This window comes from Methylocapsa acidiphila B2 (genome assembly GCF_000427445.1).
In the GTDB taxonomy this organism is placed as follows: Bacteria; Pseudomonadota; Alphaproteobacteria; order Rhizobiales; family Beijerinckiaceae; genus Methylocapsa; species Methylocapsa acidiphila.
In genome coordinates this window covers 310,279-322,490 of the sequence record NZ_KE386496.1, presented here as the reverse complement: position 1 = coordinate 322,490, position 12,212 = coordinate 310,279, and the positions used below count along the sequence as shown (strand labels likewise).

12 protein-coding genes and 1 pseudogene are annotated in these 12,212 nt (G+C 62.0%); 8 read left to right on the top strand and 5 right to left on the bottom strand.

The window, feature by feature from the left end:
- Complete coding sequence (locus METAC_RS22020; protein WP_051335765.1) at nucleotides 1-945, bottom strand: CE1 family esterase; 945 nt, start codon at nucleotides 943-945, stop codon at nucleotides 1-3.
- Nucleotides 946-1,170: 225 nt separating this feature from the next.
- Here METAC_RS22020 and sdhC point away from each other — a divergent pair, with 225 nt between their 5' ends.
- The 8 genes and pseudogenes from sdhC (at nucleotide 1,171) to METAC_RS22005 (ending at nucleotide 8,207) form a co-directional block, all read left to right on the top strand.
- On the top strand, nucleotides 1,171-1,584 hold the full coding sequence (gene sdhC / locus METAC_RS0102705) for a succinate dehydrogenase, cytochrome b556 subunit (protein WP_026605853.1): 414 nt from the start codon (nucleotides 1,171-1,173) through the stop codon (nucleotides 1,582-1,584).
- A gap of 219 nt (nucleotides 1,585-1,803) precedes the next feature.
- Nucleotides 1,804-2,196 (top strand): succinate dehydrogenase, hydrophobic membrane anchor protein, encoded by a 393-nt coding sequence (gene sdhD, locus METAC_RS0102700; protein WP_026605852.1) that lies wholly within the window; start codon nucleotides 1,804-1,806, stop codon nucleotides 2,194-2,196.
- Nucleotides 2,197-2,259: 63 nt separating this feature from the next.
- Nucleotides 2,260-4,095 (top strand): succinate dehydrogenase flavoprotein subunit, encoded by a 1,836-nt coding sequence (gene sdhA / locus METAC_RS0102695; RefSeq protein WP_026605851.1) that lies wholly within the window; start codon nucleotides 2,260-2,262, stop codon nucleotides 4,093-4,095.
- Nucleotides 4,096-4,159: 64 nt separating this feature from the next.
- The gene (locus tag METAC_RS0102690) at nucleotides 4,160-4,939 is read left to right on the top strand and encodes a succinate dehydrogenase iron-sulfur subunit (protein WP_026605850.1); all 780 of its coding nucleotides are present in this window, start codon (nucleotides 4,160-4,162) and stop codon (nucleotides 4,937-4,939) included.
- 236 nt (nucleotides 4,940-5,175) lie between these two features.
- Nucleotides 5,176-5,736: a lytic transglycosylase domain-containing protein gene (locus METAC_RS22015; protein ID WP_051335323.1), complete on the top strand. Its 561-nt coding sequence runs from the start codon at nucleotides 5,176-5,178 to the stop codon at nucleotides 5,734-5,736.
- Nucleotides 5,684-6,757, top strand: a pseudogene (locus tag METAC_RS26980) (lytic murein transglycosylase); the annotation flags it as partial. The gene METAC_RS22015 and the pseudogene METAC_RS26980, both read left to right, overlap by 53 nt.
- Before the next feature lie 33 nt (nucleotides 6,758-6,790).
- The gene (locus tag METAC_RS26975) at nucleotides 6,791-7,030 is read left to right on the top strand and encodes a peptidoglycan-binding domain-containing protein (protein WP_280643021.1); all 240 of its coding nucleotides are present in this window, start codon (nucleotides 6,791-6,793) and stop codon (nucleotides 7,028-7,030) included.
- 223 nt (nucleotides 7,031-7,253) lie between these two features.
- Nucleotides 7,254-8,207 carry a hypothetical protein gene (locus tag METAC_RS22005; protein ID WP_156898081.1) on the top strand — a complete coding sequence of 318 codons (954 nt, stop codon included), beginning with the start codon at nucleotides 7,254-7,256 and terminating at the stop codon, nucleotides 8,205-8,207.
- Between the two features lie 84 nt (nucleotides 8,208-8,291).
- Here METAC_RS22005 and tgt read toward each other — a convergent pair whose 3' ends face one another.
- The 4 genes from tgt to METAC_RS22000 form a co-directional block, all read right to left on the bottom strand.
- Nucleotides 8,292-9,422, bottom strand: coding sequence for a tRNA guanosine(34) transglycosylase Tgt (gene tgt, locus METAC_RS0102670; protein ID WP_026605849.1), 1,131 nt, complete (start codon nucleotides 9,420-9,422; stop codon nucleotides 8,292-8,294).
- Nucleotides 9,419-10,513 carry a tRNA preQ1(34) S-adenosylmethionine ribosyltransferase-isomerase QueA gene (gene queA, locus METAC_RS0102665; RefSeq protein ID WP_026605848.1) on the bottom strand — a complete coding sequence of 365 codons (1,095 nt, stop codon included), beginning with the start codon at nucleotides 10,511-10,513 and terminating at the stop codon, nucleotides 9,419-9,421. Before queA ends, tgt begins: the two co-directional genes overlap by 4 nt.
- Nucleotides 10,514-10,597: 84 nt before the next feature.
- Nucleotides 10,598-11,053 (bottom strand): peptidylprolyl isomerase, encoded by a 456-nt coding sequence (locus METAC_RS0102660; RefSeq protein ID WP_026605847.1) that lies wholly within the window; start codon nucleotides 11,051-11,053, stop codon nucleotides 10,598-10,600.
- A 503-nt stretch (nucleotides 11,054-11,556) separates the two neighbouring features.
- On the bottom strand, nucleotides 11,557-12,171 hold the full coding sequence (locus METAC_RS22000) for a peptidylprolyl isomerase (protein ID WP_051335319.1): 615 nt from the start codon (nucleotides 12,169-12,171) through the stop codon (nucleotides 11,557-11,559).
- Nucleotides 12,172-12,212 lie beyond the last annotated feature (41 nt).

The window sequence follows — 12,212 nt, the reverse complement described above, 5'->3', positions numbered from 1 at the left end:
TCAATCGCCGAGCCGACGAAAGAAATCCCAAATAATCTTGGCGCTGTCGATGTCAGCGTTGCGCGGGCCCCGCGCCGAATCGACGCTCGGCGCGCTCACATGGCCGGGAATCGTATGGCCGCCGCCTTCGACCCGGACGAGCTCGACAGGCGCCTTGCATCCGTTCCATCTGTCAAGATAGGCGCGAGACCCGTCATGGGGGTCGCGATCAGGAAAAGCCGTCGTCGTCCGGCCGTCGCCACAGCCCGCCGCCTTCACAAAAATAGCCATGGCGGCGTCGACCGAGACGAGATCGGTCTTGCCCTCCGGCCAATTGGACTTGCCGCCCTTATAGGGAACCACGGGGTCCGCGGTTCCGGCGATCATCAAAAAGGGAAGCGGACGCGAAGGCTTGCATGTCGCAGCGAGATCCGCGGGCATGCCGGTGACGACGGCGGCGACGCCCGTGAAAAGATTGGCGTCGTCGCAGGCGAGCCGCAAGACCGTTGGGCCGCCGCTCGAGACTCCTATGATGAAGATTCGATGTCGATCGGCGACGCCATCCGAGACCAGCTTCGCGATGAGGTCGCGAATGAAGGTCGCGTCGCGGCTCGCCTCCGCGCCGGCGATATCGCTCCAATGGCCGCCGATAGGATCGGGATAAATCAGAACCGGTCCGGACGAGCGCGCCATGTCCTCGAATCCAAAGACCCGCCGCAAGCGAGCCGCCCTGTCCTTGCCGCCGCGCAACACGATGACGACCGGCCGCCGCGCCTTTTTCAACCGCCGGTGCTCAATGAGCAGAGCCGTCCGGGCGACGCCCCCGGATTCGATGCTGATGCGGCCTGAGGCCGCCGCCGCCGGCTCAGGCAGGCCGGCGAGCCCCAGGGCGATCACCGCCAGCGCGGCGGCGATCCGCTGCGCGGACGAAAGACACGCAAGGAATTCGACGCCTTGAACGTTCATATTTCCCGCCATAGCAAGCAATGCCCCGCTGAAGCATACCATTGAGGTCATGGCTGACGGATTCATGCGAAAAAGTCGATGCGCTTTTTCGTGTCGCCACCGCAAAAACGCCCGCCAGAGGCGGCCGCTGGCGAATATCGTCGCACGGCTACGTTTACATTGCTCCTTCCTGCGGTTTGCGCTAAGGGAGAAAAAACCAACTGTAGGGGGCGAGAGTACATCTATATGGCCGAGGTCGATTTACGCCCTGGCAGCCTCGAAAGCCGGCGGCCGCTCTCCCCCCATCTGCTGATCTACCGCCCCACGCTGACCATGATGATGTCGATCGCGCATCGCATCACCGGCGCGGCGCTCTATTTTGGAACATTGCTGCTGGCTTGGTTCTTGATCGCGGCCTCGACCGACGCCGAGGCCTTCGCGATCGTCTCATCGTTCATGAACTCGCTTGTCGGGAAGCTGATTCTGTTCGCTTTCACCTGGGCATTGTTCCATCACCTGCTTGGCGGCGTCCGCCATTTGATTTGGGATTCGGGCCATGGATTCGCCTATCCCCAGCGCGAATGGCTGGCGCAAGCCACGCTGATTGGCGGCGCGCTCTTGGCCGCCGGCGTTTGGCTCTTGGCTTTCTGGGCTCGCTGACGCCCCTCGTCGATATGGCGGCGGCCTCCCATCCGATCGAGGGAAGTCCGCCCCCAGCGTCGGCGATCCCGACGGGCTCCTTTTCGGCCGGCGAAATAAGGGATAATGCGGGAAACCAACCCCGCATCCAGCTCTAGCCTATTGATAATCTATCATGTTCGTGATTTCGGATCGGTTCGCTCCGAAATCATTGTGATCTTAGCGAAGGATTTGGCCATCATGGCGCATGACCGGGCAACGACGAGGACCGCCGCGAGCAAGGTGCGCTTCCTGGGGGCCGCGAAAACGGGAACGCAGGACGCTTGGCGCGTGCGCGTCACGTCTGTCGCGCTCGCTTTCTTGACGATCGCCTTCGTCTGGATCGTGCTGTCGCTGGTCGGCAAGGATTACGCCTCGGCCCGCGCTTTTCTCGCCCGCCCGCCCGTCGCGATCTTGCTGCTGATGTTCATCCTATCCGGCGTCCAGCACATGAAGATCGGCATGCAGGCGATCATCGACGATTACGTCCATGCGCCGCATTTGAAGGACGCGTCGCTCCTCGCCAATCTTTTCTTCTCCTTCGCAATTGGCCTCGCCTGCGTTTATGCGGTCTTGAAGCTGAGCTTCGCCTGATCGGCGAGCGCCCCAAGCCGACGCGCATGGCCCCGACACAGACTAATTTTGAAAGGCGTCCGCATGGCCTCGACCCTCGCCGCGAACGGAAGCGCTCCCGCCTATAACGGCGCGGCCTATCCGATCACCGATCACAGTTTCGACGTCATCGTGATCGGCGCCGGCGGCGCCGGCTTGCGCGCGACCGTCGGCTGTTCCAAAGCCGGCTTGCGCACGGCCTGCATCAGCAAGGTCTTCCCGACGCGCTCGCACACGGTCGCGGCGCAAGGCGGCGTCGCCGCTTCGCTCGCCAATATGGGCCCGGACCAATGGCAATGGCACATGTACGACACTGTCAAAGGGTCGGACTGGCTCGGCGATCAGGACGCGATCGAATATCTCTGCCGCAATGCGCCGGCGGCCGTCTATGAGCTCGAGCACTGGGGCGTGCCCTTCTCGCGCACCGAGGACGGCCGCATCTACCAACGGCCCTTCGGCGGCATGACCACGGATTTCGGCAAGGGGCCGCCGGCGCAGCGCACCTGCGCCGCCGCCGACCGCACCGGCCACGCCATGCTGCACACGCTCTATGGTCAGGCGCTGCGCTATAATACTGAATTCTTCATCGAATATTTCGCCATCGACCTCATCATGAAGGATGGGCGCTGCTGCGGGGTCGTCTGCCTCAAGCTCGACGACGGCACAATCCACCGTTTCCGCGCCCAGCTCGTGATGCTCGCGACCGGCGGCTATGGCCGCGCCTATTTCTCGGCGACCTCCGCCCATACCTGCACGGGCGACGGCAACGCCATGGTGCTGCGCGCCGGGCTCCCCTTGCAAGACATGGAATTCGTGCAATTCCATCCGACCGGCATTTATGGCGCGGGCTGCCTCATCACCGAGGGCGCGCGGGGCGAAGGCGGCTATCTCACCAATTCGGCCGGCGAGCGTTTCATGGAGCGCTACGCGCCTTCCGTGAAGGATCTCGCGCCGCGCGACATGGTCTCACGCGCAATGACGGTGGAGATCCGCGAAGGCCGAGGCGTCGGCAAAAATAAAGACCACATCTATCTCCATCTCGACCATCTCGACCCCAAGATCCTCCACGAGCGCTTGCCCGGCATTTCCGAAAGCGCGCAGATCTTCGCTGGCGTCGACCTGACCCGCCAGCCGATCCCTGTGTTGCCGACCGTGCATTACAACATGGGCGGCATCCCGACCAATTATCACGGCGAGGTGGTGATCAAGCAGAAGCGGGATCCGGATGTGGTCGTCCCCGGCCTGATGGCGATCGGCGAAGCCGCCTGCGTCTCGGTTCATGGCGCGAACCGGCTCGGATCAAACTCGCTGATCGATCTCGTGGTCTTCGGCCGCGCCGCGGGCCTGCGCGCCGCGGAGCTCGCGACGCCGGGCGCCAAACAGCCGGAGCTTCCAGCCGATTCCGCCGATCTCGCTCTGTCCCGGCTCGACCATTTCCGCAACGCCAAGGGCGACATTCCGACGGCGGAGTTGCGCCTGCGCATGCAGAAGGTCATGCAATCCGATTGCGCCGTCTATCGCACCGGCGCGACGCTGGCGGAAGGCTCGAAGCGCATTCTCGACGTGTGGGCCGCCAAGGAGCATATCGGCGTCACCGACCGTTCGCTGATCTGGAATTCGGACCTAGTCGAGACGCTCGAATTCGACAATCTCATCGTTCAGGCCGTCGTCACCATGGCCGGCGCCGCCAATCGCACCGAGTCGCGCGGCGCCCATGCGCGGGAGGACTATCCCGCGCGCGACGACGCAAATTGGATGAAGCACACGCTGGCGTCGATCGATCCAGCCGCCCGCAAGGTGACGATAGACTATCGCCCGGTTCACAGCCAGACGATGACGAACGAGATCCAGTCGATCCCGCCGAAGCCGCGGGTTTATTAAGACCCGCCGGATCGCGGGGCCAGAGGCGCCTCGCGCGAGCAATGACATCAGGGATGAGTTGACCATGGTCGAATTCGCGCTTCCCGCAAATTCCCGCCCCGTCGCCGGCAAGGTTTGGCCGAAGCCCGAGGGCGCGAAAAATCTCAAGGAGCTCCGCATCTATCGCTGGAGTCCAGACGACGCGCGCAACCCGCGCATCGACACCTATTACGTCGATCGCGACGATTGCGCGCCCATGATTCTCGACGCGCTCATCTGGATCAAATCCAAGATCGATCCGACTCTGACGTTCCGGCGCTCCTGCCGCGAGGGGGTCTGCGGCTCCTGCGCGATGAATATCGACGGGACCAACACGCTCGCCTGCACGAAAGGCATCGACGACGTGAAGGGCGCGATCCGCATTTATCCGCTGCCGCATTTGGCCGTGGTGAAGGACCTCGTGCCGGATCTCACCAATTTCTACGCCCAGCACGCCTCGATCGAGCCCTGGCTGCATACGAGCACCCCGGCGCCCGAGAAGGAGTGGCGGCAATCGCCGGCCGAGCGCGAAAAGCTCGATGGCCTCTACGAGTGCATCCTTTGCGCTTGCTGCTCGACCTCCTGCCCGAGCTATTGGTGGAACGGCGACCGCTATCTCGGACCCGCCGCCCTGCTTCAGGCCTATCGCTGGTTGATCGATTCACGCGACGAAGCGGCCGGCGAGCGGCTCGACAATGTCGAGGATCCCTTCCGCTTGTATCGCTGCCACACGATCATGAATTGCGCCAAGGCCTGCCCCAAGGGATTGAACCCGGCCAAGGCGATCGCCGAAATAAAGAGCCTGATGATCGAGCGCCAGATCTGACGACGCGAACGGCGCTTGTCTCCTCCAGCCGCCGCAAATTCAAAAATTGCGGCGCTTTTTCTCTCGTATTTAGACAATTGAAAGATATGGCGGCGCATTCTCATGCTGTGATGAGAGCCCTGTCTTTCTGTTGCGCCGAAGCCACACAGGCCAACGGAATGCGCTCTGAAGCGCGAAAGCCCTTTTCCAGCCGCAATCCATCCTGAATAAAGGAGGGACCACGGAGGACCAAGGCTATGTGGCGCAAGCTATCATGCACATTCGTCGGAGCGCTCGTCTATTCGGTCAGCGTATCGGCCGCAGAACGTCCGAAGACCTATGATGAATTGATCGCCCGCCAAGCCGAGATCCACGGCGTTCCAGAATCCTTCGTTCATCGCATCGTGAAGCGCGAAAGCCGTTATAATCCGCGCGTCGTCCATCAGCATTGCTTCGGCCTAATGCAGATCAAAATCGCGACCGCGCGAGAAATGGGCTACAAGGGCGAGGCCAAGGGCCTGCTCGATCCGAAGATCAATCTCACCTACGCCGTGCCCTATCTCGCCAACGCCTATAGACTCGCGGATGGCGACGAAGATCGTGCGGTCACTTTGTTCAGCGCCGGCTACTACTACACGGCGCGGCAGAAGAACATGCTCTCGGCCTTGCGGACGGCCTCCTCCCCGCCTGTCGTCCCCGAGATAAAGGCCCAACCGGCAGAGTCCGCAGAGCCGCAAAATCCACTCGCCGAAGTCTTTTCGTTCCTTGCTCCGCAACAACAAGCCGCAGAACCGCAACAGATCAGCGCGTTGCAATAGGCTGAGGACCGCAGGGATATTGTTCGACGAGCGAGGCCCTGCCCAACATGCGCGCAAGGCACAAGCGTTGACTCGCCGCCTCGTCTTGCTCATCGCCGCTCTCGCGCTCGGCGGCCTGGCGCCGAGCGGTCCGGGGCATGCGGAAAGCGCGCAGCAAGCGCCCGCCGAATTTCAATCCTTTCTTCGTCAAACCGTCTGGCCGCTCGCCGAAGCCAAAGGCGTGCGTCGCGCGACCTTCGACGCCGCGATCGCGGGCCTCGCGCCCGATCCGGCGGCGCCCACGCCGACGAGCCGGCAGGCCGAGTTCGACAAGCCGCTGAGCGCCTATCTCGCCGAAGCCGCCTCGCCCCGACGCGTCGCGCAAGGCCGCGCCGGCTTGAAATCATGGGGCGCCGAACTCGCAAAAATCGAAGCGCGCGCCGGCGTCCCGCGCGAGATCCTGCTCGCGACCTTCGGGATGGAGAGCGATTACGGCAAGGCGCAAGAGGGCAAGGACATTATCCGCACGCTCGCGACCCTGGCCTTCACCCGCCAGGACCGTGCGCTCTTCCTCGACGAATTGGCGAGCGCCCTCTTCATCCTCGACCAGGACGAGGTTCCGCGCGAAAAATTGAGGGGCTCTTAGGCCGGCGCCATGGGCGGCCCGCAATTCCTGCCTTCGGCCTATCTCAAATATGCCGTCAGCGCGGAAGGCGCTTCCTCTCCAGACATTTGGGGCAGGCCGCAAGACAGCCTCGCCTCGATCGCAAATTTCTTGCGCCAATCCGGCTGGAAGCCCGGCCTGCCTTGGGGCATGGAGGCGACGCTTCCGAAAGATATCGCTTTCGAATCTCTACATAGCTCTTTTGCGGATTTCGCCGCACATGGCGTTCGGCGCGCCGACGGGCGCCCGCTTCCGACCTCAGGCGAGGCGACCCTGTTCCTTCCCTCAGGCGCCAAAGGCCCGGCCTTCTTGCTTTCAGAAAATTACTGGGTGCTCAAGGTCTACAACAATTCCGACTCTTATGCGCTTTCGCTCGGCCTGCTCGCAGACCGCATCAAAGGCGAAGGCGACTTGCGCGGACACTGGCCTGCGGGCGAAACATTCCTCAGCCGGACACAAAAGGCCGAGATTCAACAGCTGTTGGAAAAGCTCGGATTCTACAAAGGCGCGATCGACGGCCGCTTCGGCCAGGCCTCGCGCGACGCGATCCACGCGTTTCAGATCAAATACAACGCTCCGCCGGCGGATGGCTATGGAACGCTGGACGTTCTCAAGCGGCTGAGGGAGGTTGCGGGGGGCACGATTCAATAAGGCGCTGCCTGCCCCGACGCCCCGCCGATTAATAGTGGATTAGTTAGGATGTCCGCGATGGGTCATAAGCGGTCAAGCGCATTTGCTTAAAGTTCCTCAAAGCATCCTTTGCTCCTAATTTCACGCTGCTCCTAGATGGCTCCGATTGATCTCCGCAAGAAGAGCAATCTGATAGTATGGCATCCGCCACTTGGCAAAACGCCTGCGAGAAATGAGGCAAATTATGCTGCCAGCGTCCGAGGAGGAGAAGGCCAGCGTTATTCAATACTACTTGTCGCAATCACCTGGCACTGAGGTGAGCTTCCTCCAGAAGGTCTATTCTGAAGCAATCATCGGTCACCGGCACGATGTATGGGATGTCCATGCAACCGATGGCCGCTGGTGGGTAATCACCAACCCGACGAATCTCTATTCACAGGCTCAGTTCCCCAATATGGACCTAGCGGTTACATTCCACATGGGGCTTTGTCTGCGAGTGCCTCGTACTCAGAGGCAAAGGAGATCAGACCGGAACATCAGGCCATTTGGGGTTGTTTTCGCTAAGCTGCACGAGGCCTCCGATGCGCTGGGACAGGCTCAGAACGTCGCCGACTATCAAGCGATCGGCATGCGCGGCCGGGAAGCACTTCTCGCTTTTGTTGGGGCAGCTCAAGACATTGCCGCATGGACTACCGAAGCAACGGCCAAGCGCGCTGATTTCCGAGCTTGGAGCGAATTGATCTGCGATGTAGCGTTAGCGGGCTCCAGTCAGAAGGAACGCCGTCACCTGTTCAAATCGTTGCTTACCGATGCCTGGGTATTTGCGAATTGGCTTACACACGCTCAGTCGGCAACTTGGCATGACGCGGAGGCAGCGCAGACGACAATAGAGCACGTGCTTGGACTCGTTGCATCACTCGTGCTCCGTCACATCCGCTCGGTTCCGGAACAGTGTCCTAATTGCAATTCGCCGCACCTTTTGCCGGAGGAGGGTTGGCGCGAAGACTTGCCCGAGGTGGCATGGGAGCGCCCAGTTTGCGGCGATTGTGGTTGGACCGGAAGGCCTGTTGTAGTGGGCGAGCTGTCCGACGAATCAAAAGGAGATGATCTGTTCACCCGCGTTGGCGGCGGTGACGACGACGCGTGCATCATTCCGAAGGTTCCACTGACGAAGTTGAGCAAGCCCGGAGACGGGTAGGGCAAATCGCTCATCAAGATCTAGATCTTCGGAGAGAGTGGTGTCGACAAGCGACAGCTATAAGTCACTAGACGACCTTCAAACTCACCCACCCCCCGCCTCCCCGCTTCGCCACGCCTCTTTCGTCTCGGCGCAAAAAGCCTCGAACCTGCCGGCGCCGATCGCTTCCCGCGCGTCCGCCATCAGCGCCTCATAATAGGCAAGATTGATCTCGGTCAGCAGCATCATGCCGAGGATCTCGCCGCATTTGACGAGATGATGCAGATAGGCGCGGGAATAGGTCCGGGCCGCCGCGCAAGGCGATAGCGGATCGACTGGGGCCGGATCGGCCGCGTGGCGGGCGTTGCGCAGATTGAGCCGGCCGAGCCTCGTATAGGCGAGGCCATGGCGGCCGGCGCGCGTCGGCATGACGCAATCGAACATGTCGACGCCGCGCAGCACCGCCTCGAGGAGATCGTCGGGCGCGCCGACGCCCATGAGATAGCGCGGCTTGTCGGCTGGAAGGCTCGGGACGGCGCAGTCGATCATCGCCAGCATGACCTCTTGCGGCTCGCCGACGGCGAGGCCGCCGAGCGCATAGCCGTCGAACTCCATCTCGACGAGAACCTTGGCGCTTTCGAGCCGCAAGCTCTCGCTCGCGCCGCCCTGGACGATGCCGAAGATCGCCCGCCCCAGCTTTTGTGCGAAGGCCGATTTCGACCGCTCGGCCCAGCGCAGCGACAAGAGCATGGCGCGGCGCGCCTCCTCCTCCGTGCAGGGAAGCCGGACGCATTCGTCGAATTGCATCTGGATGTCGGCGCCGAGTAGATCCTGAATCTGCATCGAGCGCTCCGGCGTCAAAAGATGCCGCGACCCGTCAATATGGGATTGGAAGGTCACGCCATTCTCGTCGAGCTTCCTGAGCTTGGCGAGGGACATGACCTGAAAGCCTCCGGAATCGGTGAGGATCGGCCAGGGCCAGTTCATGAATTTATGCAGGCCGCCGAGCTCGGCGATGCGCTCGGCGCCGGGGCGCAACATGAGATGATAGGTGTTGGAAAGGACGATGTCGGCGCCGAGCGCCCTCACATCCTCGGGGTGCATGGCCTTGACGGTCGCCGCCGTGCCCACCGGCATAAATGCCGGCGTGCGGATTACGCCGCGGGGCGTATTTATGGCCCCGGTGCGCGCGCGGCCGTCTGTATGCGCGACGGCGAAATGAAAGCCCTCGCTCATGCGGGCCGCTCCGTCGCGGCGGGAAACAACAAGCAGGCGTCGCCATAGCTGTAGAATCTATAGCCCGACGCGATCGCGTGCTTATAGGCCGCCTGCATACGCTCCAGGCCGGAAAAAGCCGCGACAAGCATGAACAGCGTCGAGCGCGGCAAATGGAAATTCGTCAAAAGCGCATCTGCCGCCTTGAACCGATAGCCCGGCGTGATGAAGATCGCGGTGTCGCCGGAAAAGGCCTCGATCATTCCATCCGCCCTTGCGGCGGATTCAAGGAGCCGCAGGCTCGTCGTGCCGGCGGCGACGATCCTTCGGCCAGACGCCCGCGCGCGGTTCAACGCATCGGCCGTCGCCTCTGTCACTTCACCCCATTCGGCGTGCATCTTATGGTCGGCCGTATCTTCGGCCTTCACCGGCAGGAAGGTGCCGGCGCCGACATGAAGCGTCACTTTCTCGATTCGGACCCCACGCGCGAGCAGAGCCTCGAGAAGGCGCGGCGTGAAATGCAAGCTCGCGGTTGGCGCCGCGACAGCGCCCGGATGATCCGCAAACAGGGTTTGATAATCTTGCACATCTCGCGAATCGGTTGGCCGCTTGCTGGCGATATAGGGCGGCAAAGGCAGGCGTCCGATCCGCAGAATCGCCTGATCGAGCGCGACGCCCGAGAGCGCAAAGGCCAGCGTGATCTCCCCCTCCTCGCCTTTTTCGACGACTTCCGCTTCCAGGCTTTCGGCGCCTTCCGCATCCTCCGCCGCACGAAAGCGGATCAGATCGCCTTGCCTTAACCTTTTGGCCGGCCGCGCGAAGGCGCGCCAAAGCGCGGCGCCTTCGCGCTTGTGGAGCGTCGCTTCGATAAAGGCGCCGGAATAGCCCCTGGCGCGAAAGCCCTGGAGCCTGGCCGGGATGACCCTCGTATCATTCACGACGAGAACGTCGCCCGGCTCGAGCAGCCCTGGCAGATCCGAGACCTCGCGATCATCGAAGGACGGCTCGTCATGCGGCCGAATCACGAGAAGCCGCGCGGCGTCGCGCGGCTCGGCGGGGCGCAAAGCTATGCGATCGGGGGGAAGATCAAAGTCGAAGAGATCGACGCGCATGATTTCGTCATTGCGCGCCGCGGCTGCGCAGGCAAGGCGCCTTGTCGGCCGCCTGAAACAATCGGGCTCCAGCCCGGAAAAGAATCAGCTCAGAGTCGCGCTGACGATCTTGTCGGGATCGCGCACCGGCTCGCCGCGCTTGATCTTATCGACATTCTCCATGCCGGAGATCACCTTGCCCCAAACCGTATATTGGCGGTCGAGAAAGCGGGCGTCGTCGAAGCAGATGAAAAATTGCGAATTGGCGGAATTCGGGTCCTGCGCCCGCGCCATGGAGCAGATTCCGCGCACATGGGGCTCGGCGGTGAACTCGGCCTTGAGATTGGAATATTTCGATCCGCCGGTCCCCGTGCCGTTCGGGCAGCCGGTCTGGGCCATGAAGCCGTCGATCACGCGATGGAAGACGATGCCGTCGTAGAATTTCTCCTCGACGAGCTTCTTGATATGGGCGACATGGCCCGGCGCAAGATCCGGCCGCATTTCTATCACCACGGGGCCTTGCGTCGTCTCCAGGGTGAGCGTGTTCCCGGCTTCCGGCATTCGGAACTCCTACGATTTAAACTCTACGTGGCCGACGCAATAGACCAAGCGCGCCCCAAGGTAAACCGTGGGGTGGGCGGCGAAACGGCGACGGATCGCGCGGGTCCGCGTCTTGAGCGTCGATCCTTGGAAGCTGGAAGGGCAAAATTCTTGCGCACCGGCTGGCTGATGCGCAAGAAGAGCAACATTCGTTCTGAAAACTCAAAACTGAGGTGCGGAACAATATGCCAGCGCCCGCATAAATCCAGTTCGCCGCCCAGAAAGGAAACTAGGAAGAAACTCCCCCCGAGGCTTCTTACGAGAGCGGCGACATCAAAACTCGGTCGTTGAAAACGATAGGATCATGCCGTGCTGCAACGTGCGACGCATCACCCATATTGGGGATGAGTCGGGATTTCGCGTGCGGCGCCCAATTTTTCTTTTAAGGCGCCGCGCGGTCGTCACAGGATCGAGGTCGGAGGCTCCGTGCGCCCCGTTTCCAAATCCATCGGCGAGAACGGTTCCTATTTGGCTTTTCCCGCGCCGGCCTTGGCTGCTCCGCCCTTGCCTGCATCGGCTTTGCCGGCGTCGGCGTCCGCAGCGATCTGGAGCTTGACGATCTTGTCGGGATTGGTGACCGAGCCGTTGCTTTCCTTTGCGCCCTTCTTGATCTTGTCGACGACGTCCATCCCGGAGATCACCTGACCGACGACCGTATATTTGCCGTTGAGGAACGGCGCCTCCCCGAAACAGATGAAGAATTGCGAATTGGCCGAATCGGGATCTTGGGAGCGGGCCATCCCCACCGTGCCGCGTTTGAAGGGCTCGGAGGAAAATTCAGCGGGAATATTGGGTAGGTCGGACTTGCCCATTCCGGTGCCCGTCGGATCGCCGGTCTGCGCCATGAAGCCCTCGATGACGCGATGGAAGACGATGCCGTCGTAGAAGCCGCGCTTGGTCAGGGCCTCGATCTGCGCGACATGTTTCGGCGCAAGATCAGGACGCAGCAGGATGGTGATGCGGCCGTCCTTGGTGTCGAGATAGAGCGTGTTTTGCGGATCTTGCGCGGGGGCGGCGGCGAGGCCGGACATCAGGGCGAGCGCCAGGCCCAGGCCCAAAATCATTCGTTGAAGCGACATTCGAATTCCATCCTCCCATGCTGATCGGCTTTGAGCCTGTT